The 20735-nt window shown below is 73.3% G+C and carries 18 protein-coding genes; 4 read left to right on the forward strand and 14 right to left on the reverse strand.

Features of this window, described 5'->3' with window-relative positions; translation table 11 throughout:
• Positions 1–9: 9 nt before the first annotated feature.
• Positions 10–1209: an ROK family transcriptional regulator gene (locus tag BLW76_RS02925; protein ID WP_091304300.1), complete on the reverse strand. Its 1200-nt coding sequence runs from the start codon at positions 1207–1209 to the stop codon at positions 10–12.
• Between the two features lie 317 nt (positions 1210–1526).
• On the opposite strand from BLW76_RS02925, the gene BLW76_RS48285 reads away from it, so the two are divergent.
• Complete coding sequence (locus BLW76_RS48285) at positions 1527–1676, forward strand: hypothetical protein (RefSeq protein WP_167384440.1); 150 nt, start codon at positions 1527–1529, stop codon at positions 1674–1676.
• A 106-nt stretch (positions 1677–1782) separates the two neighbouring features.
• Here BLW76_RS48285 and nudC read toward each other — a convergent pair whose 3' ends face one another.
• From nudC to BLW76_RS02955, 5 genes are read right to left on the reverse strand one after another with little or no spacing between them, the layout of a single operon-like run.
• On the reverse strand, positions 1783–2799 hold the full coding sequence (gene nudC, locus BLW76_RS02935; protein WP_091304302.1) for an NAD(+) diphosphatase: 1017 nt from the start codon (positions 2797–2799) through the stop codon (positions 1783–1785).
• Positions 2799–4178, reverse strand: a complete 1380-nt coding sequence (locus BLW76_RS02940) for a M16 family metallopeptidase (RefSeq protein ID WP_091304303.1) — start codon at positions 4176–4178, stop codon at positions 2799–2801. The genes nudC and BLW76_RS02940 overlap by 1 nt, the downstream gene beginning before the upstream one ends.
• Positions 4175–5467 carry a M16 family metallopeptidase gene (locus BLW76_RS02945; protein ID WP_091304304.1) on the reverse strand — a complete coding sequence of 431 codons (1293 nt, stop codon included), beginning with the start codon at positions 5465–5467 and terminating at the stop codon, positions 4175–4177. Before BLW76_RS02945 ends, BLW76_RS02940 begins: the two co-directional genes overlap by 4 nt.
• Positions 5468–5476: 9 nt before the next feature.
• Positions 5477–7054, reverse strand: coding sequence for a DUF2207 family protein (locus BLW76_RS02950; RefSeq protein ID WP_091304305.1), 1578 nt, complete (start codon positions 7052–7054; stop codon positions 5477–5479).
• A gap of 2 nt (positions 7055–7056) precedes the next feature.
• The gene (locus BLW76_RS02955; RefSeq protein WP_167384441.1) at positions 7057–8763 is read right to left on the reverse strand and encodes a DUF2207 family protein; all 1707 of its coding nucleotides are present in this window, start codon (positions 8761–8763) and stop codon (positions 7057–7059) included.
• A 110-nt stretch (positions 8764–8873) separates the two neighbouring features.
• Here BLW76_RS02955 and BLW76_RS50350 point away from each other — a divergent pair, with 110 nt between their 5' ends.
• Positions 8874–10412, forward strand: coding sequence for a neutral zinc metallopeptidase (locus BLW76_RS50350; RefSeq protein ID WP_279627648.1), 1539 nt, complete (start codon positions 8874–8876; stop codon positions 10410–10412).
• A 12-nt stretch (positions 10413–10424) separates the two neighbouring features.
• Here BLW76_RS50350 and BLW76_RS02965 read toward each other — a convergent pair whose 3' ends face one another.
• Entirely contained in the window at positions 10425–11366 is a 942-nt protein-coding gene (locus BLW76_RS02965; protein ID WP_091304307.1) for an RDD family protein, read from the reverse strand.
• A 34-nt stretch (positions 11367–11400) separates the two neighbouring features.
• Between BLW76_RS02965 and BLW76_RS02970 the strand changes: the two genes are divergently transcribed.
• On the forward strand, positions 11401–12408 hold the full coding sequence (locus BLW76_RS02970; RefSeq protein WP_167384442.1) for a stage II sporulation protein M: 1008 nt from the start codon (positions 11401–11403) through the stop codon (positions 12406–12408).
• A 172-nt stretch (positions 12409–12580) separates the two neighbouring features.
• On the opposite strand, the gene BLW76_RS02975 is transcribed toward BLW76_RS02970, so the two are convergent.
• Genes BLW76_RS02975 through BLW76_RS02995 form a run of 5 tightly spaced genes read right to left on the reverse strand, consistent with a single transcriptional unit; the run spans position 12581 to position 17836 of the window.
• Positions 12581–13873 (reverse strand): DUF58 domain-containing protein, encoded by a 1293-nt coding sequence (locus BLW76_RS02975; protein WP_091304309.1) that lies wholly within the window; start codon positions 13871–13873, stop codon positions 12581–12583.
• Position 13874: 1 nt separating this feature from the next.
• Positions 13875–14840, reverse strand: coding sequence for an AAA family ATPase (locus BLW76_RS02980; RefSeq protein ID WP_091304310.1), 966 nt, complete (start codon positions 14838–14840; stop codon positions 13875–13877).
• Positions 14837–15973: a DUF4350 domain-containing protein gene (locus BLW76_RS02985; RefSeq protein WP_091304311.1), complete on the reverse strand. Its 1137-nt coding sequence runs from the start codon at positions 15971–15973 to the stop codon at positions 14837–14839. Before BLW76_RS02985 ends, BLW76_RS02980 begins: the two co-directional genes overlap by 4 nt.
• Positions 15974–16010: 37 nt before the next feature.
• Positions 16011–16652 carry a DUF4129 domain-containing protein gene (locus BLW76_RS02990; protein ID WP_091304312.1) on the reverse strand — a complete coding sequence of 214 codons (642 nt, stop codon included), beginning with the start codon at positions 16650–16652 and terminating at the stop codon, positions 16011–16013.
• Entirely contained in the window at positions 16646–17836 is a 1191-nt protein-coding gene (locus BLW76_RS02995) for a hypothetical protein (RefSeq protein WP_091304313.1), read from the reverse strand. Before BLW76_RS02995 ends, BLW76_RS02990 begins: the two co-directional genes overlap by 7 nt.
• Positions 17837–18086: 250 nt before the next feature.
• Here BLW76_RS02995 and BLW76_RS03000 point away from each other — a divergent pair, with 250 nt between their 5' ends.
• Positions 18087–19106, forward strand: coding sequence for a neutral zinc metallopeptidase (locus tag BLW76_RS03000; RefSeq protein WP_091304314.1), 1020 nt, complete (start codon positions 18087–18089; stop codon positions 19104–19106).
• Here BLW76_RS03000 and BLW76_RS03005 read toward each other — a convergent pair.
• Positions 19099–19533, reverse strand: coding sequence for a hypothetical protein (locus BLW76_RS03005; RefSeq protein ID WP_091304315.1), 435 nt, complete (start codon positions 19531–19533; stop codon positions 19099–19101). The genes BLW76_RS03000 and BLW76_RS03005 overlap by 8 nt on opposite strands.
• Positions 19534–19614: 81 nt before the next feature.
• The gene (locus BLW76_RS03010) at positions 19615–20694 is read right to left on the reverse strand and encodes a potassium channel family protein (RefSeq protein ID WP_091304316.1); all 1080 of its coding nucleotides are present in this window, start codon (positions 20692–20694) and stop codon (positions 19615–19617) included.
• Positions 20695–20735: the final 41 nt, after the last annotated feature.

The following is a 20735-nucleotide window of genomic DNA, read 5'->3' on the forward strand; positions in this document are numbered from 1 at the left end:
CCCTCCTCCTCATCGGTTGGGGCTAGTCAGGTGCTTGTCCTCGGTCCGGCGTGAGCCGAGGAGCGTGGGGGTGACGACGCCGAAGACGTCCTCACGGGTCGTGGCGAGCGCCGACTGCAGCGCGCCCGCGCGGACGGCGTTGCCCTGCACGGAAGCGCAGCCGACGGGCGTGCGCGGCAGGACCAGTTCGTGCAGCTTCTCCTGGACGAGCGCGGCGAACTCCTCGCCGCCGGCCCGGCTGGTGTCGCCGCAGAGGAGCACGAGCTGCGGATCGGCGACGGCGACGAGGTTGGCGACGCCACCGGCGACCCTTCGGGCGAGATCGTCGAGAAAGGGGTGACCTTTCCCGGCTTTCTCCACTGCTTCCCACGCGGTTTGGGCTTCGATGCCGTGGGCGGCGGCGAGGCGGCAGATGGCGGGCGAGTCGACCAGGTTGCCGAACCGGGCGCCGGCCTCGGGCCAGACGTCCCCGGTGTCCACTGTGGCCGGATCGGGCACCCGCATCCAGTCGATCTCGCCGCCCCCGCCGGTGGCCCCGCGCAGCAGCCGCCGTCCGATGACGACGGCGCCACCGACGCCTTCGGACAGCCAGACCATGACGAAGTCGTCGACGTCCTGCGCCATCCCGACGGTCATTTCCTCGACGGCGACCAGGTTGACGTCGTTCTCGATGAGGACGTCGACGCCGAGTTCGTCGCTGAGTTTCTGCGGGACGTCGAAGCCCAGCCAGCCGGGGATGTGCGGCGCGGAGGAGAGCAGGCCGGTCCGCGGATCGAACGCCCCCTGCGCGCCGATCACGACGTGGGCCAGGTCTTTTCTTTCGATCCCGGCTTCTTCGGCGACTTTGCTCAGTGCCTCCCCGAAGGTCCCGACGACGTCGGCGCCCGCGTGCACGGGCAGCGGCGTCCGGTGTTCGGCAAGCACGACCCCGGCAACATCGGCGACGACGAAATCGGCCACATGCGGCGTGAGATCGACGGCGGCGACGAAGGCGAGGGCGCCGTTGGCCGCCCAGAGCTGGGCACGGGGTCCCCGGCCACCGCCCCGGACGCCGGCCTTGGTGACGAGGTTGTCCTGCTCGAGCCGGGTGAGCAGCTGCGCGGTGGCGGGTTTCGAGAGCCCGATGGCCAGCTCGAGTTCGGCCCGCGTGAGCGGCCCATCCCGCAGGAGGACCTCGATGGCGGCGCGATCGTTGATCTCGCGCAGCATCCGCGGGCTACCGGCTCGCACTCGTTCCTCCGGACTTAATTAGGATACTTTACAGACGGTTTCCGGGGACTGTAGTGAGCCGCGGCACAGCCGTCAACGGTCTCGCGAAACGGCCAGGTAACGCTTGGGCCGGCGTTGGGCCAGGTAGCGGCCGTACCGGTGAACGAGTTGCGCCGCGAGTGCGCGGTTGGCCAGGAGATTTCGGGTTGCTCACGTGCCGGTCGCGTCCCCGCTGCCTGCGGACGTGGAGCGAGCTGGACGGCGTCCGGCTCCGGGAAGGGGACGGGCCCCTGTCAGTCCAGGTGAGGCCGGCCGCGATGAGCCGGCCTCACCGGCCGTGGCGGCCGGCGCCGGTCCCCCTGCGGCCGGGCGAGTGGCTGCGCTGGCAGCTCAACTACCGCTTCGGCTCGACCTGCGAGTGCGGCGCCCAGTGGCACTACCGGCCGGAGACACTCAACCTGCGCTGACGGCCCGGCTCCAAACGCCCCAATGTGGCGTTGGTTGCGCTGGACGCACCGAACGCCACATTGGGTGCATCCAACGCACCGAACGCCACATTGGGGCGCTTGAGACTCAGGCTTCGGCGTCCGCCCAGGCCTTGAGCATCACGCGGGCGATCGACGAGTTCCCCGGCAGGATGATCTCCGCCGCCCCGTCCGCGATCGGTGTCGGGCGTGCGCCCTCGGCGCGTGAGCTGTTCTCGAACGCCGCGCGCACCTCGGCCCGCGACACCCACAGTGCCTCTTCGATCTCCCCGTCCGCCGGTACCAAAGAAGCAAACCGGTCCGCCCGGGCCGTGAAGCCCAGCATGATCGACCGCGGGAACGGCCACGGCTGGCTGCCCAGGTACCGCACGTCCGAAACGACCGCGCCCACCTCTTCGCGGATCTCCCGGACCACGCACGCTTCCAGGGACTCCCCCGCCTCGACGAACCCCGCCAGCACCGAATACCGCCCCGCCGGCCAGATCGGCTGGCGGGCCAGCAGGACGTGCGAGCCGTTGACGCCCTCCAGCGAATGGACCAGGCAGATCACCGCCGGGTCCGTGCGCGGGTACTCCTCGCGGCCGCAGCCCGTGCACTTGCTCGCCCAGCCGAACTGGACCAGCTCCGTCGAGTTGCCACACCGCGTGCAGAACTTGGCCTGACGCCGCCAGAAGCGCAACGCCTGCGCCGTCGTGAACAGACCCGCCGACGTGTCGTCCAGCAGGTCGCCGTAGCCACGCAGCTCGACCCAGACCTCGCCGTCCGCGCGGGGGACCTCCTCCACGAACCCCCAGCTGCCCGCCATCTTCACCGTGTCGGCCGACCCCGAGGGCCCGCCCGGCAGCGACCAGTAGTCGACGTCCTGCCACTCGCCCAGGAACACCGCGTCGGCCGGGGGTGCCGCACCGAAGTCGACCGCCTTGCGGAACGCCAGCGTCGACGTGCCCTCGACGACCGGGGTGCGCCCGGTGTCGTCCAGGAGGACGACCCGGGCGTCCGGCCAACGCGACAAGAGCCGCGAAGGGTTGGTGCGCAATCCTTCCTGTCGGTCCACTGTGGACCGAGACAGGGTCGGCAGGGCACCGAGGGTGAACGGGACGGACATCAGGCCGGCTCGCCCACGACGACGTCGCCGAGCGCCACCAGCTTGCGTTCCAGCACCGCCGCGTCGCCGACCACCACGCCCGTGAACCGCTTGGGCGCGAAGTACTTCAGCGCCGCTTCCGCGACCTCGTCGGCCGTCACCGCGGCCACCCGCGCCGGGTGCTCGTTGAGCCACTCCAGGCCCAGCCCCGTCGACGCCAGCGCCAGCACCTGTCCGGCCAGCCCGCCCTGCGACGACGTCGACGTCAGCAACGAGCCGATCGCGTACTGCCGCACCGACTCCAGCTCGTCGCCCGACGGCGGGACCTGGCCGAGCCGGCCCAGCTCGTAGCGGGTCTCCAGCAGCGCCGGGGCCGTCGCGTCGGTCGCGGTGTCCGCGTCGACGTTGACCACCGCCGTGCCGTCGGTGAACTCGAAGCCCGAGTGCGCGGAGTACGTGTACCCCTTGTTCTCGCGGATGTTCTCCACCAGCCGCGACGAGAAGTACCCGCCGTAGGCCAGGTTCGCCAGCTGCAGCGCCGCGTAACCCGGATCCGTGCGCGGGACCGTCTGCGCCGAAAGCCGGATCTGCGACTGCACCGCACCCGCGCGCGGCACCAGCAGCACGCTCGGCCCGGTCAGGTCCGGCAACGGCGGCAGCCGCACGGCGGACCGGTCGGACGCCCAGCCGCCGAGCACCTTCTCGAGCTCGCCGATGACACCCGCCGGGTCGAGGTCGCCGACCAGCACCATGACCGAACCCCGCGGCAGCACCGACGCCTGGTGCAGCGCGCGCACCTGCTCCGGCGTCACGACCGCGACGTCTTCGGCGCGCGGGACCTCGCGCGTGGCCGGGTGGTCGCCGTAGCGGTGCTTCTGCAGCGCCTCCCGCGCGATCGTGCGCGGCTGCGTGCGCGAGACGGCGATCCGCTCGACCAGCCGCTCCTTCTCGCGCGCGATCTCCTCGTCCGCGTACGTCGCCCCGGTGAGGACGTCGCCGAGCACGTCGAGGAACGTCGGCAGCTTGTCGGCCAGCGCGGACCCGGTGAGCACCAGGCGTTCCGGGTCGACGCCGGCGCCGATGTCGCCGCCGATCAGCGCCAGCTCGGCGTCGATCTCGATGCGGTTGCGGCGGGCGGTGCCGGTGAGGATCGTCTCGGCGAGCACCTCGGCCGTGGCCGGGTGCAGCGCGTCGTCGCCCGCGAACGGGATCCACAGGCGCGCCTCGACCATCGGCACGGTCGCCTTGCGGACGGCCACCACGCGCAGGCCGTTCGCCAGCGTGGTGTCCACATGGGACAGGTCGGCGGCGGCCCGCTGCTCGCCGAGCGGCGGCAGCGGCCGCGGCCCCCGCGCGGTGCGGCCGATCTCCTCCGCGCTGCGGTGCGTTGCTGAAGTCACTGCTCGTTGTTCCCTTCCGAAGCGGGCTTGACCACCAGCACGGCGCGCGCGTCCGGGCGCAGCGCCTTCGCCGCCGCCGACACGGCCTCCGCGGTGACGGCGGACATCCGGTCCGCGAGCCGGTACACCAGCGACGCGTCGCCGTAGAGCAGCTCGAACGAGCCGAGGGCCAGGGTCCGGGACACCAGCCTGTCGTGCTCGGAGTGCAGGCTCGCCGTCCAGCGGGCGGTGACCTTGCGCAGCTCTTCCTCGCTCGGCGGGGTCTCGGCGAGCTTCTCCAGCTCGTCGTCGAGCGCGGCGAGCACGCGCTCGCGGGGCACCTCGTGCGGGTGGATCAGGGTGATGGTGAACGTGTCGGGGTCGCGCGCCTCGAACGGGCCGAACAGCCCGGCGCCCGCGCCGATGTCGACGACCAGCGGCTCCTTGTGCACGAGCCGCTGCTGCAGGCGCGAGCCGTCGCCGTCGGTGAGCACGCCGGCCAGCACGAGGTAGGCCAGGTAGCTGTCGACGTCGTTGATCGGGTCCGGCATCCGGTAGCCGATGCCGAGCGCGGGCAGCGGGGCGTGCGCATCCTCGATCTCGCCGCGCAGCTCGGTGGTCGGCAGCGGCTCGGCGAAGGACGGCCGCTCCGGCGCCGGCCGGTGCGGGACGTCGCCGAAGTGGTCCTCGATCAGCTTCTTGGCGTTGTCCACCTCGAAGTCGCCGGCCACCGTGAGCACGGCGTTCGCCGGCGAGTAGTAGGTGTCGAAGAATGCCGCGCAGTCGTCGACCGTGGCGCTTTCGAGGTCCTCGAAGCCGCCGTAGCCGTTGTGGGCGTTGGGGAACGTCGAGTACAGCACCGGCGGCAGGGTGATCCACGGGAACCCGCCGTACGGCCGGTTCAGCACGTTGAGCCGGATCTCCTCCTTGACGACGTCGATCTGGTTCGCCAGGTTCTCCGCCGTCAGCTTGGGCGCGCGCATGCGGTCGGCTTCGAGGAACAGCGCGCGCTCGAGCGCGGCGCTGGGGAGCACCTCGAAGTAGTCGGTGTAGTCCGGGTGGGTGGACCCGTTGAAGGTCCCGCCGCTGGACTGCACGTGCCGGAAGTGCGCGAGTTTCTCCAGGCTCTCGGAGCCCTGGAACATCAGGTGCTCGAAGAGGTGGGCGAAACCGGTGCGCCCCTCCGGCTCGGAACGGAAACCCACGTCGTAGTGCACGCTGACGCCGACCACCGGCGCGGTCGCGTCGGGGGCGAGAACCACGCGCAGACCGTTGTCGAGGGTGTATCGGACGAGCTCGGGATCGGCCATGGCCCCACCCTACGACGGCTCGGCCGTTCCCCGCGTCCCGGCTCGTGAGTGGTAAGGCGCGTTCTGACGCGCCTTACCACTCACGAGCTCGAGAAGGTGACCACGATGGGCGGGGGCGAAGGTGCCCGCCAGCGCCGTCGCGAACGATCCGGCCTGGTCAGGGGTGATGTCGCCGGCGTGCCAGTAGACCGGCGGCGGGTGCTTGAGGCCGTCGAAGGCGGCCACCCACGGCGCCAGTTCGCCCAGAGCGAGCGCGTACGGCAGGCCACGGGAGAAGACCTGCTCGCGCTGCGGCTTGTCGAAGTCCTTCGCCCGGATCTCGGTGACGCCGCGCAGCCGGCCGGCGACGTCGGCGCCCGCTCGGCGGCGCGCGGGCAGCGCCGCCGAGGTCACGGCGACGGCGACCCCGGCCAGCGCGAGGATGACGCCGAGCTGGGCGTAGCCGACGGTCAGGGCCAGCAGGACGGTGAGGAACACGCCGTAGCAGAAGATCCGGACCCCGGCCCGGCGGAGCCGGCGCGTCGTGAACCAGCCGCGCCGGACGACGTCGGCCGTCAGCTCGGTGCGGGGGACTTCGACGTGCCGCCGCCGCAGTTCGGCCAGCGTCACCGGCTCGTCCGGGACGACGGCCTCGTACACCGCACGTTCGAAGGCGGTCAGGTGCTCGTCGGGCGGGTTGCGGCGGGCCAGCGTGGGGCCGTCGCTCACCCAGAGGTAGTTGCGGACGGCGAGGTCGAGCACGGTCGCGGCCAGGTCGAGCGGCCCGGCCCGCCCGCGCAGGAGCAGGCCGACGTGGCCCGGCAGCGCCCCGGCGGGCGAGGCGAACTCCCCGGTCACTTTCACGTAAAAGTGCCCATCCCGTGGGGGCACTTTTACGTGAAAGTGCCCACGGCGGGCCGCCAGGGTCAGGGTGGTCAAGAGCAGGAGCAGCGCGGCGAAGCCTGCCCAGGCCCAGCCGACCGGGGTGGTGAGCACGAACGCGCCGCCGAGCGTCTTCGCCGGGACCAGGACTTCGTTGGCCGGAACGGTGCCGGTCGGCAGCTCGACGACGGCGGTCATCCGCTGCCCGGCGGCGAGGTTCTGCTGGCTGAAGCGGGTGAGGCCGGCGTGGTCGATCTGCGCGGCCCCGCACGGCAGATCGCCGACGGTGCAGTCGACGGCGGTCGGGATCTTCGGCGCCGCGAAGGAGGCGCGGAGGAACTTCAGGTCGGCGGTCCAGCCGCCGGCCAGCTCCCAGGTGACGGTGTCCCCGGCGACCGCACCGTCCACTGTGTACCGGACGATGGAGGTGCCTGACGTGAGGTGGACGGTGAAGGCGCCGGAGTCGACACTCGCCGTCCCGCGGCCTTCGAGGACGACGTCGCGGACGCCGTAGACGCGGTCGCGGTGGTGAGGCGCCGGCACCCGCAGGGCGACCCGGCGGTCCATCGTGAGGCCGTCGGGGACCGAGATCGCCTCGACGACCGACAGCGAGCCGTCGCGCTGGACCTTGAGCTGGATCTCCGCGCTCTGCGGCACGGTGGGCAGGGGCGGCTGGTCGGCGGGGCCGGCGGCCAGGGCGAGCGCCAGCAGCGCGCCCGCGAACACGGTCAGCGGGCCGCGGCGGCGGTGAGGACGCCGTCGAGCGCGGTCAGGAACGACGGGAAGTGCGCCCCGAACCGGCGCAGGTCGGGGTCGGCCTCCATGCCGCCGTACCAGTAGAGCCCGGCCGAACCGTCGGCCGACGGGTTGAGCGCGGCGAAGGCGCCGAGCCAGCGTTCGGTGTCGCCCAGCACGACCGCGTACGGCAGCGAGCGGGAGAACACCAGCTCGCGGTCGGCGGGCGGGATGTCGTCGGCGCGTGCGGTGTGCAGGTAGTCGAGCAGGCCGCGGACCTGGCCTGCGAGGGCCCGGCCGCGGGCGGTGCGGGACGGCAGCAGCGCGGCCACCGCGGCGACGGCGAGCCCGGCGAGCGCGACGGCGACGCCGAGCAGCGCGTACCCGACGGTGAAGGTGAGCACGGCCGTGGCGACCAGGCCGAGGGTGAAGACGCCGGCGCCGAGCCAGGTCAGCCGGCCGCGGGCGGTGTCCGGGCGGCGGGAGAACCAGCGTTTGGTGACGACGTCGGCGTACATGGCGTCGCTGATCCGGCGCAGGTCGAGCCCGCCGCGGGCGCGCAGCTGCGACACCAGGACGGTGTCGGTGCCCGGCGGCAGCAGGGTTTCGCAGACGGCGCGTTCGAAGTCGTGGAGGTGCTCGTCCGGCGGGTTGCGGCGGGCGATCTGCCAGTCGGGCCCGGGGACTTCGGCCAGCCACAGGTAGTTGCGGACGGCCAGGTCGACGACGGTGGCGCTGATGTCGACGACGTCGACGGTCTCGTCGACGACCGTGCCGACCTGCCCGGGCAGCACGCCGTCGGGGCTGGCGAAGAAGACGCGGTCGCCTTCGCGCAGCAGGACCTCGACCGGGCCGGTGGCGGTGCGCAGCGCGCCGGCGTCCTGCTTGCGGCGGCGCCACACGAAGACGGCGGCGGCCACGAGGAAGACGAGCAGGACGGCGAAGGCGACGCCGGTCGGCGGCGTCAGCGCGAAGGCGTTGGCGAGCAGGCCGATGTCGGCGAACTTCGCGTTCGCGGGGGCGGTGCCCGCGGGCAGGCCGACGAGCAGGTCGACGCGGTCGCCGGGGCGGACGTCGTTCTGTTCGAGCCGGACGGCGCCGGTGTGGTCGAGCTCGGCGAGCGTGCAGCGCTGGCTCGAGCCGAGCGGGCCGGCGAAACAGTCCACAGGGGACAATTGGGGCGTCGGGGCGATGAAGGACGCGGTGAGCTTGGTCAGCGGCGTGTCGAACCCGCTCGCGACCTGCCACCGGGCCTGCTGGCGGCCGTTCTGGTCGGCGACGGCGCCGTCGACGGTGAACGTGACGCTGCTGGTGCCGGCGGGGAAGGTGAGGACGAGCTGGTCGCCGGTGAGCTCGGTGCGCGCGCCTTCGGCTTTGACGTCCCGGACGGCGAAGACGCGGTCCTGGTCGTCGCTCGCGGGGACCTTGAGCGGCACGCGCGAGACGAGCTGCTGCCCACCGGGGACGGTGACGTGTTCGGTGACGGAGAGCGTGCCGTCCCGCAGGACCTTGAGGGCGACGTCGGCGACGGGACCCGCGGGCGGCTGGACGTCCTGCCCGGTGAGCAGCTGCGGCTTCTTGCTCTGGTCTTCGGGCAGGTTCGGCAGCACGGGCCCGGCGGACGGCCCCTGCGCGGCGGCACTCCCCCCACCCAGCACGACAACCGCGACGGCGACCGCGGCGGCGGCCCCCCATTTCATCGACACAGCACCACACCCTAGAGCACTCGATCTATGCTGACGCCCGGAACGGCGCGATCACCGCAGGTACGCCGCTTCCGACGGGGAAATCGCACGGGGGGTTCCACTCGATGACGCACGGCCCGCAGGGTCCTGGTCCGCATTCGCCCGACCCGCGCCGGCCGCTGCCGCCACCGGGAGCGCGGCCGCTGCCGCCGCCGGGGGTGCGGCCGCTACCGGGGCAGGGTGGGTTCGGTGCGCCCGGCCGGCAGCCATCCGGCGCGAGCGGCGCACCCGGGCAAGCCTGGCCGCCCGGTCCCGGCGGCGCACCCGGGCAAGCCTGGCCGCCCGGTCCCGGCGGCGCACCCGGGCAAACCTGGCCGCCCGCCGCGCCCGGCACCGCCGGGCCGCCCGGCCCCGGCGGCACACCCGCGCAAACCCCGCCACCCGGCCCCGGCAGCGCACCCGGGCAAGCCTGGCCGCCCGCGGCGCCCGGTGCCCCCGCGCACCGGCCGTTCCCGGGCGCGCCGCCGTTCGGCCGTCCCCTGCCGCCACCCGCGCGGGCTCCGCTGCCGCCGCCGGCTGCCGCGGCTCCGCCCGTCTTCGCCCCGGGCTATGCCGGGCCGCCCTCCTTCGGGCCGCGGTTCGCGCCCGGCTACTCGCCCTACGTCGCCAAGAAGTCGCACGCCGGCGTCATCGTCGCCGTCGCCCTCTTCGCGGTCGTCGCCGTCGCCGGTGGGCTGATCGCCGCCGTGGCGTTGTCCGGGAACCGGAAGCAGCACGTCGCCGACGCCGGCTACTCCAGCACCTACCCGACCACCACCGCCGACGAGACCACCACCGAACGCCCCACCTCCCCGACCGAGGAAACGACCACCGCGCGCACCACCGCCACCACCGCCCGCGAGACCCCGACGTCTCAGCCACCGGCCGGCCCCCGCTCGGTCGCCGCCACCGGGAACAACCCGCTCTTCGGCGACGCGGACTACGGCCTCCAGAACATCCCGTGCTCGCAGAGCCGCTGGGCGACCGACCAGAACAGCGTCCAGCGGTTCTTCCAGTCCGGCATCGGCTGCCTCGACGCGATGTGGTCGCGCATGCTCGGCGCCGTCGACCTGCCGTTCCGGACGCCGAAGCTGGCGGTGCCGCGGTCGATGTCGGAGTCGTCGACCCCGTGCGGCAGCGGCGGCACCACGACCGGCGTCACGCCGTTCTACTGCTCGGCGAACGACACGATCTACATGCCGATGGACCGCATCGAGATCAACGTGTGGGGCAACCACCCCGGGCCGTACCTGTCGATCCTCGCCCACGAGTACGGCCACCACGTGCAGAACCTGTCCGGCATCACGGAGGCGTTCGCCAACCAGCGCTACGACGCGGGCGCCGACTCGGCGGCGGGCCTGGAACTGTCACGGCGCATGGAACTCGAGGCGCAGTGCTTCTCGGGCATGTTCCTCGGCTCGGCCTCGGTCTCCGGCGGCTCGGTCGACAAGAACATCTACAACGAGGCCTGGAACGCCCAGGACCGCGGCGACGACTACGCCCGCAACGGCAAGCGCGACCACGGCAGCGCCAAGCACAACATCGGCTGGTGGCAGCACGGCGCGACGAAGAACCGCAACCAGCAGTGCAACACGTGGCTTTCGCCGTCGAGCGACGTCTCGTAGCGCCGCGGCCCGTCAGCTCGGCGGGGTGAACGGGTTCTCCGCAGGCACCGGCGTCCCGGACGGCGGTGTCGGCGGATCCGGCTGCGCGACGGCCGGGACGCCCGGCGCCGGCGACCACGGTGCAGCCGCCTGGGCGGGGTGGGACTGAGCGGGGTGCGGCTGCGGCGGGTGGCCGGGCCGCGCCGCGTAGGCCTGGAACGCGCGGGCGTGGTCGCGGTTGCGGCGCTCCGCCAGCACCGCCGCCAGGAACGCCCACGGTGGCACCCCGGGCGGCACCGGCGTGCCCAGTGCGTTGCCGACCTGCTGCGCGAGCCCCCAGCCCAGCGCGTGCGACGCCTCCGGGCGCAGCTCGCGGAACCGCGCGAGGAACTGGCGGCTCGCCAGCGCGAGGTCGTCGGGGAGGCGGGTCAGGTCGAGCTGCGCCGCCCAGCCCTCGAGGCCCGGCGGCATGCCGATCGCCGCGTAGCCGGGGCCCTCCGCGACGCGCTCGCGGATCACCAGCGTCCCGGCCAGGAAGTCGCCGACGCGGCGGCCGTTCGACGAGCACAGCGACACGATCACCGCGACCGCGCCGAACAGCCCGAGCGCCCAGAAGTCCACGACGAAGCCGGCGAGGCCGCGCACCAGCGCGTGCCGGAACCGGATCGGGCCGCCGTCGACGCGCACCACCCGCAGGCCCACCGCCATCTTGCCGAGCGAGCGGCCGCGCGAGAGCGTCTCGAAGATCACCGGGTAGCCGACCATGATCAGCACCACGAACACCAGCATCAGCGTCAGGAAGAGGGCTTCGTCGCCGAACGGCACCGTGAAGGAGAGCACGATGAACGCGCCCAGCAGCAGCGCGAACTGCACGAGCACGTCGAGCGCCAGCGCCAGTGCGCGGCTGGCCAGCTTGGCCACGCGAAGGTCCAGGACGACCGCTTCGCCGGTGACCAGTTCCGATTCCTCGTGCACGAGGACCAGCGTATAGACGGATAGGGTGGTCGGCGTGGATCTGGACGTGTTCGTCGCCGCGCACACGGCGGAGTGGAACCGGCTCGGCGAGCTGACCAAGCCCGGCACCAGGCTGACCGGCCCGGAAGCCGACGAACTGGTGACCCTCTACCAGCGGACCGCGACGCACCTGTCGATCGTCCGGTCGGTCGCGCCGGACCCGGCCCTGCTCGGGCGGCTGTCCGATCTGGTCGCCCGCGGCCGGTCGGCGGTTTCCGGGTCGCACAACCCGGCGTGGCGCGAGGTCGGCCTGTTCTTCACGCGCCGGTTCCCCGCCGCGGTCTACCTGTCGCGGCGCTGGTGGATCCCGGCCGCGCTGGTGTCGATCGCGGTGATGGCGGTGATCGCCGTCTGGGTCGCGCGCGATCCGGTCGTGCGCGCGTCACTGGGGACGCCGGACGAGCTGCGCGAGCTGACCAGGCCCGGCGGCGACGCGGAAAGCTACTACTCGACCGGCCCGGCGGCGTCCTTCGCGGCGCGCGTGTGGACGAACAACGCGTGGGTGGCGGCGACCTGCCTGTTCCTCGGCGTCGCACTGGGCCTGCCGGTGATCGGCGCGCTCTGGCTGAACTCGCTCAACGCCGGGGTGATCATCGGCGCGATGAGCGCGGCCGGCCGCGGCGACGTGATGATCGGCCTCCTGCTGCCCCACGGCCTCCTGGAGCTGACGGCGGTGTTCGTCGCGGCGGGCACGGGCCTGCGGCTCGGCTGGACGGTGATCGACCCGGGCCGCCGCTCCCGCACGGCCGCGCTCGCCGAGCAGGGCCGTTCGGTGGTGGTGATGGCGCTCGGGCTGACGTGCGTGCTGTTCGTGTCCGGGGTGATCGAAGCGTTCGTGACGCCGTCGGGCTGGCCGACGTGGCTGCGGGTGGGCATCGGCGCGGCGGTCGAAGTGGCGTTCCTGGTCTACGTCTACACGCTCGGCAGGCGCGCGGCGAAGGACGGCGAGGCCGGCGACCTCGCCGCCCGCGACGCCGGCGACGCCCTGCCCGAAGCCGCCTGACTCAGAGCCGTCCGGCCACGCAGGGCGAGACCGGCCCGGCGTGCGGGAACAGCCGACACGCGTGATCGGAGAGCCGACACGCGTGATCGGCGGGTCGACACGGCGAAGCAGGGCCGTGTCGACCTTCGGATCACGCGTGTCGACCTCTGGATCACGCGTGCCGGCCTTTCGGTCACAGCCGTCCGGCGGCCTTCAGGGCCAGGTACCGGTCCGCCAGCGCCGGTGGCAGTTCCTCCGGGACCGCGTCCACGACGCTCACCCCGTGCCGCACCAGGCGCTCCGTCATCCGGCGCCGCTCCGCGGTCGTGCGGGCCGCCGATGCCGCGTCGTAGACCGCTTCCGCGTCGCCGCGGGCCGTCAGCATCTCCGCCACCCGGGGGTCCGCCACCGAGGCCACCAGCAGCTCGTGCCGTCCGGTCAGCGAGCTCAGCACCGGGAACAGCCCCTCCTCCAGGGGTGCCGCGTCCAGCCCCGTCAGCAACACCACCAGCGCGCGCCGCCGGGTCCGCCGGAGCACCTCCGCGATCATCCCGCGCGCGTCCGTCTCGACGAGCGACGGCTCGATCGGCGCCATCGCGTTCACCAGCGACGTCAGCAACGCCGCCCCCGACGAGCCCTGCACCGCCGCCCGCAGCCGGCGGTCGTAGGCCAGCAGGTCGACGCGGTCGCCCGCCCTGGTCGCCAGTGCCGCCAGCAGCAACGCCGCGTCCATCGCCGCGTCGAGCCGCGGGGCGTCGCCCACGCGGCCCGCCGAGACGCGGCCGGTGTCGAGGACCACCACCACGTGCCGGTCACGCTCGGGGCGCCACGTCCGGACCATGACGTCCGCCGCGCGGGCGGTCGCGCGCCAGTCGATCGACCGGACGTCGTCGCCGATGACGTACTCGCGCAGCGAGTCGAACTCCGTGCCCTGGCCGCGGATCAGCACCGCGTTGCGGCCGTCGAGCTGCTGCAAGCGCGCCAGCCGCGACGGCAGGTGCTTGCGGCTGTGGAACGGCGGCAGCACCCGGACCGTCCACGGCACCGCGTGCGAACCCTGCCGGGCGGCCAGGCCCAGCGGCCCCACCGACCGGACCGTCACGCGCGCCGCCGTCCGGTCGCCGCGCCGCGACGGCCGCAGGGCGGTCACCAGCGCCCGGCGCTCGCCCGCCGGGACGCGCACGGCATGCCGGTCTTCGGCACCCGCCGAAGGCGGCCACGCGTCGCGCAGCTGCCCGCGCACCGCCCGGCGGCCGGGGTTCGCGACGACCAGCGTCACCTCGCACGGCTCGCCGAGCCGCACCGAGGTGTCGCCCGAGCGCGCGAACGTCAGCGACCGCACGCTGCCCGCCAGCACCAGGTCGGCCACGACGAGCACCAGCAGCACCGCGCCGACCGCCAGGATCCCGGCGGTCGACGGCAGGAGCAGCCCGACCACCAGTGCGCCGAACAGCGCCAGCGCCCCGAGCCTTCCGGTGACGGCCATGTCAGCGCGGCACGGGCACGGACGCGAGCACGCGGTCCAGCACGCCGTCCGCGGTGACGCCCTCGAGCTCCGCCTCCGGCCGCACGTCCAGGCGGTGCCGCAGCGCGGGCCGGGCGAGGGCCTTGACGTCGTCGGGGGTCGCGTAGTCGCGGCCGGCGAGCCACGCCCAGGCCCGGGTCACCGCGAGCAACGCCGTGGCGCCACGCGGGGAAACGCCGATCCGCACCGACGGCAGCGACCGCGTCGCCCGGCACAGGTCGACCACGTACCCGATCACCTCGGGCCCGATCGTCACGCGGGCCACGGCTTCCCGGGCGGCGGCCAGCTCGGGAGCACCGGCCACGGCCTTGAGGCCCGCCGCCGCGAGGTTGCGCGGGTCGAAGCCCTGCGCGTGCCGCCACAGGATGCCGATCTCGTCCTCGCGCGAGGGCGCCGGCATGGTCAGCTTGAGCAGGAACCGGTCCAGCTGCGCCTCCGGCAGCGGGTAGGTGCCCTCGTACTCCACCGGGTTCTGGGTGGCGATCACGATGAACGGGTCGGGCAACGGCCGCGACTTGCCGTCGATCGAGACCTGCCGCTCCTCCATCGCCTCCAGCAGCGACGACTGCGTCTTCGGCGGCGTCCGGTTGATCTCGTCGGCGAGCAGCAGGTTCGTGAACACCGGCCCCTCGCGGAAGGAGAACTCGCCGCTGTGCGCGTCGTAGACGATCGAGCCGGTGACGTCGCCGGGCATCAGGTCCGGCGTGAACTGCACCCGCGTGGTCTCCAGGTCCAGTGCCGCGGCCAGCGCCCGCACCAGCAGCGTCTTCGCCACGCCCGGGACGCCTTCGAGCAGCACGTGCCCCCGGCAGAGCAGCGCCAGGATCAGCCCGGTGACCGCGGCTTCGTTGCCGACGACGGCCTTGCCGACCTCGGCGCGCAACGCGATCAGCGCGTCCCGGGCCCCCGTCGCATTCTCGCTGGTCAAGTTCGCCCTGCCTCTCGTTCCACCCTGTCCAGATCGTCCGCCAGCCGGACCAGCGCGGGGTCGTCCGGCACCGGCGGGCCGTAGAGGACCGCGCCGACGTCGTTCGCCGGCCGGCCGGTCCGCGTGCTCACCGACGCCACCAGTGCCTGCGCGTCGGCGTCGCGCGGCAGCCCGAGCGTGGTCCGCAGCCGGTCACGCGTCGCTTCCCGCAGCGTCTCACCCGCGTGCCCGGCGGCCTTCGCCCGCCGGTACAGCCGGGCGCGGCCCTCCGCCGTTTCGGCCGCGCGGACGACGATCGGCAGCGGCTCGGTGACGACCGGGCCGAGCCGGCGGGCCCGCCACAGCGCCAGCAGGGCCACCGCGACGAACGCCTGCGCGGCGCCGTAGTACCAGCCGTCCGGGATCAGGTCGAAGATCGACCGGCGGGAGTCGTCCAGCGCCGGGTCCGACGTCGTCGGCAGGTACCAGACGAGCTTCGGGTGCGCGCCGAGCAGGCGCAGCGCCAGCGCCGCGTTGCCCTGTTCGGCGAGCCGCGCGTTGGTCAGCGGCGCCGGCGTGCCGAGCAGCGTCGTCGTGCGGTCGCCCTCGGCGAGCTGCAGCATCGTGCCGCCGCCGTCCTCGCCGGGGTAGCACGAGCGCGCGCCCGGCGAGGCGTAGCCGATCCCGCCGAGGGTGGCCTCGCCCGCCGCGACCGCCGCGGCGACCGTGCACTGCGGCTTCAGGGTGCCGACGTCGCTGCGCCCGGCGGGGTGCACCAGGGGCAGCGAATCCCGCAGCGTCGCCTCCCCCGGCGTCACGAGGACGACGTCGGCCGCGCGTTCCCGCAGCGCGTCGAACCTCTTGGCGGGGGCCAGGTCCGGGGCGGTCACCAGCAGTGTCGCGTCGTCGCCGACCGCGGCGTCCGCTTCGGCGATCGTGTGCGCGACCCGGACGTCGACGCCCTGGTCCGCCAGCAGTTCCGCGAGGGCGTGCGCGCCACCCTGTTCGTACGAGCCGGGTTCGAGCGCGCCGTAGGCCTGTTCACCGCGGCCGAGCAGGAGCAGGGCACCGGCGAGGAAGATCAGGGCGAGCAACGCGAGGGGAACCCGCGCGCCGCGCCAGATCCGGCGCAGGTCCGGCGAAACCGTGGTCATGCCGCCTCCGCGGGAAAGAGCACGTCGGCGGTGCTGCTCACGAGGCCGCCATGGCGACCGGACGCTCACGGCGGCAGCGTTCGTCGAGTTCGGTCAGCGCCTGGTACGCCGCTTCGGTGCCTTCGCGGCCGCCGTAGTGGACGTCGTCGAAGAGCCGCGCGCCCTGCCGCAGTTCGTCCGCGACGTTCGGCAGCAGCACCCCGGCCTCGGCGGCGGCCTCGTCCGCCGTCCGGCCGGAGCGGACGTCGAGCAGCGCGCGTTCCTCCAGGGCCCGCACGACGGCGCGGAAGCGGTCGCGGACGGCGTCGTCGAACCGGCCCGCGGCGGCGGCTTCGGCGGCCGACCGGCGGTAGTCGTCCGCGTTCTTGCGCTGCCCGCCGAAGACGACGCGGTCGGCCCGCGCCGCGCGGGCGACCTTGCCGGTGCGCAGCCGGATCACCACGACGAGCACGATCAGCAGCGCGAGGACCAGCAGCACGCCGAAGATCCCGCCGGGGACGTCCGAGGACAGGCTGTTCAGCAGCCTTTCCAGCTGCTCCCCCAGCCACTGGCCGATCTCCTGCAGGAAGCTCGGCCGGGCGTCCCGGTACTTCGGGTCCGACAGCTCCTCTTCGGCCGCGCGCCGGGCCGCGTCCCGGTCGATGTCGACCGGGACGTCGGTGAGCCGGAACGTCACCACGCCTGCGGCGGCTGGACCCCCGCGGCGCGGGCCAGCTCGATGTCCATGCCTTCGCGGCGCATCCGCTGGTCGAGGTAGACGATCACGGTGACCAGCGCGACGAACGGGATCGAGATGGTGCCGGCGATGATCTGCCCGGCCGACGCCAGCAGCAGGTCGCCGGTGCTCGGCACGGTCACCTTGCCCGGGTTGAACATCTGGCTGAACACGCCGGTGCCGATGGTGAACGGCAGCGAGACGATGTTCTGGAAGAACCCCTCGATGATCTTGGCCAGCAGCAGCACGCCGAGCACCCGCCAGAACGCGCCGGAGACCAGCTTGACCGACCGCGCGAACGCCGTCCGGAACGTCCCGCGCTCGAGCACCAGCGCCGGCGCGGCCAGCGCCCAGAACACCCAGGCGAGCACGCCAGGGATGATGCAGAGCATCACGCCGATCGTGCTCAGGAGCGAGTAGACGAACGCGACGCCGAGCAGCGGCAGCAGCCGCGGCTGCACCTCGCGCCAGGCGATGCCGAAGCTGACCTCGCGGCCCAGCGCGGCGCGGCCCATCACCGCGGCCATCAGGCCGGTGGTGACCGTCAGCAGGAACGTCGTGATCAGCGACGAGGAGATCAGAACGAGGAACAGGTCGCCGAACGTGCCGAAGAGGGCGTTGCGGAGCTCCTCCTCGGTCGCCGCCGGGCCGAGCTCGACCGTCGTGGCGAAGCCCGCCAGGTCCGTGAGGACGTACTTCTGCAGGACGAACGAGATCGCGGCGGTGAGCACCGCCGCGACCGCGCCGATGCCGAGCACGAGCAGCGCGTGCCGGCGGATCGCGGTGATCGCGCCGTCGAGGATGTCGCCGATGTTGAGCGGCCGCAGCGCGATCACGCCCGGCTTGCCGAGCCCGTTCGGGTTCCAGCGCGGCGGCTGGTACTGCTGGTACTGCGGCTGCTGGCCGGTGAACGGCGGCAGCGCGTCCGGCTGGTAGGTGGGCCCGTGCTGCCAGCCCGGGGGCGGCGTGGCCGGCGTGGCCTGCGCGTCCGGCGCCTGCCAGCCCCGCGGCGGCGTCGCCGGTGACGCGGCGTGATCTTCGGGCCGCTTCGGCTCACCCGATCCGGGGGCGGCAGCCTGGGGCACGCCCTGGCTCGGAGTCGGCGTGTCGGCGCCCTCGCCGCCGGGCGCGCCACCGGTGTCTGTCATCGAAGCCCCTCGCCTGCAGTACCTGCTTGACGACACTCTCTCAGAGCCGCTGGCACCCGGCCAGACCTGGGGTGACGTCGGTGCGCCGTGACACCGCGCGCACGGACGGGTGCGAGACGCCCCATTCCCCCGATATGCTGAATGGCGGGATCGGGTACCCCCGGTCCGTACCGAGACCCTTCGGGACTGCCTAGTGACGCAACCGCCCCCCGGCCAGGAACCGCCTCGCGGGACCGTCCAGCCGCCGCCGGTGCCGGATGCGCAACCGGATCTCCCGTGGCTGGGCCGCCCGCACACCGTGTCCGCGCCGAAGCGCCGTTCGCCGGCGGCGGTGATCGGCGTCTGCCTGGGTGCGGTGGCCGTGCTGGTGCTCGGGCTGGTCGCGATCGTGGCCCTCAACCGCGACAACACCCCGCTCGCCAACCCCAACTTCCGTGACGCACCGTCGTCGCAGGACAGCCCCGCACCCCTGCCGCCCGGCGGCGCCGGTGCCCCGGCTTCGGCGTCGAACCCGGCGACCGAGCCGTCCGAGCCCAGCGCGACCGGCCCGCAGAAGGTCCTCAAGCTCGCCGACCACCCGATCCTGCAGGACCCGAACGCCGGCCTGCAGAACCGCGTCTGCACGCTGCCGGCCTGGCAGAGCACGCAGGCGGGTGCGGAAGCGTTCTTCACCGCGGCCAGCAAGTGCCTCGACGCCGCGTGGGGCCCGTTCCTCGAGGCCTACCGCCTGCCGTTCACGCCGCCGTCGCTGCACTTCCCGACCGGCGCGAGCTTCGAGACCGAGTGCGGCACCATCCAGGTCGGCATCGCGACGGCCGCGTACTACTGCGAAAACAACCTGTACGTCCCGTTCCGCGGCCTGCAGACCGACCAGTACGGCAACAACCCCGGCGTCTACCTCGCCCTGTTCGCCCACGAGTACGGCCACCACGTGCAGGAGGTCGCCGGGCTGATGGACGCGGCCTGGCAGAAGATCTACGAGGCCGGCCAGAACAGCCCGGCCGGGCTCGAAATGTCGCGGCGCAAGGAACTGCAGGCCCAGTGCTTCTCGGGCATGTTCCTCGGCGCGCACGTCGACCAGGGCGGCACGATCACCCGCGACATGTACAACAAGGCCTGGAACGACCAGGAGACCCGCGGCGACAACACGTCCCGCAGTCACGACCACGGGACCAACGCCCACTACGCGGCCTGGTGGCGGGCGGGCGCGACGAGCAACCGGATCGCCGACTGCAACACCTTCGCGGCGCCGTCGTCCGAGGTCAGCTAGCGGTTCGCGGGCCGGCTGTCTTGGGTCGCAGCGGGATGCTGAGCCAGAGGTAGACGAACATCCCGCCGGAGAAGCACGCGAAGACCAGCAGGGCCAGGCCCAGCGGGCGCCGGGCGTCCGACGAGCCCATCGACGTGTCGGCGAGGGCGACGGCGACCGGGCCCTGGTCCGGCAGCGTCTCCGGGACGGCGACCTCGATGCGTTCGCCCTGGCCGTGCCCGCAGCCGTCGAGGGTGCCCTCGCGGGTCTTGCCGGTGACCGTGAACCTCACGGTCTCCTTCGCGTCCGTGCCCCCGCACGGCGCCGGCTTGGTGACCTCCGCCTGCACCGGCGCGCCGAGATTGTCGTTGCCGATCCCGAGCAGCCCGGGCCCGGCCAGCCAGGCGAGCAGCACGACGAGCACGCCCGCCGCGGCGGGGATCGCCACCGTGGGCCACTTCAGGGCGAGGGATCGCGGGGGCACCCGGCCATGGTTCCAGATCCCGCTGCCAAAACCCAGGCGCCCTGGTCAGCGCTCGATCTTCTCCGCCTGCGTCACCTTCTTGACGTACAGCAGCTTGTCGCCCGGCTCGATGGCGTCGGCCTGCGGGGCGTCGATGCGGTAGAGGACGCCGTCGCGGACCAGGCCGAGCACGAGGTCGCCCAGGTGCCGCGGCGAGCCGCCCTCTTCGGACGGTTCGACCGCCCGCTCGGCGATCGCCAGGCCGGACTCGGGCGTCAGCAGGTCCTCCATGATGTCGACGACCAGCGGCGTCGACGTCGCCATGCCGAGCAGCCGCCCGGCCGTCTCGCTGGAGACGACGACCTGGTTGGCACCGGACTGCTTGAGCAGGTGGACGTTCTCCGCCTCCCGCACCGACGCGACGATGTGCGCCTTCGGGGCCAGCTCGCGGGCGGTGAGCGTGACGAGCACCGCCGTGTCGTCCCGGTTCGGGGCGACCACGACCGCGCGCGCGTGCTGCACCGCGGCCACGCGCAGCACGTCGGACCGGGTGGCCGAGCCGTGCACGGCGACGAGGCCGAGCGCGCTGGCCGCGTCGAGGGCCTGCTGGTCGGTGTCGACGACGACGATCTGGCCCGGGGCGATGTTCTCGTCGCCGAGCAGCGCGTTGACGGCGGACCGGCCCTTGGTGCCGAACCCGACGACGACCGTGTGGTCGCGCACCTTCGTCCTCCACTTCTGGATCTTGAACGCCTGGCGGGAGCGCTCGGTGAGCACCTCGAGGGTGGTCCCGACCAGGACGATGAGGAAGAGCACCCGCAGCGGGGTGATCACCAGGACGTTTACCAGCCGGGCGGACGACGTGGCCGGCGCGATGTCGCCGTAGCCGGTCGTCGAGAGCGAGACGGTGGCGTAGTACAGGCTGTCCAGCAGGGAGAGGCCGTCACCGTTGGCGTCGCGGTAGCCGTCGCGGTCGAGGTAGACGATGATCACCGTGGCCAGCAGCGCGAGCGTCGCACCGATGATCCGCTTGACGATCGAGCGGAGCGGGCTGATCGTCAGCTCGGGCATCCGCAGGATGCCGACGAGCTCGTGATCGGGCCGATCGGTGAGACTGCCCAGCGGCAATCGTCTGAGGGCCTTCATGCTGGCTCGTGTCGAGCGTCACTCACGCCCGGAGGATAGCC

It is taken from the genome of Amycolatopsis tolypomycina, assembly GCF_900105945.1.
Lineage (GTDB): Bacteria > Actinomycetota > Actinomycetes > Mycobacteriales > Pseudonocardiaceae > Amycolatopsis > Amycolatopsis tolypomycina.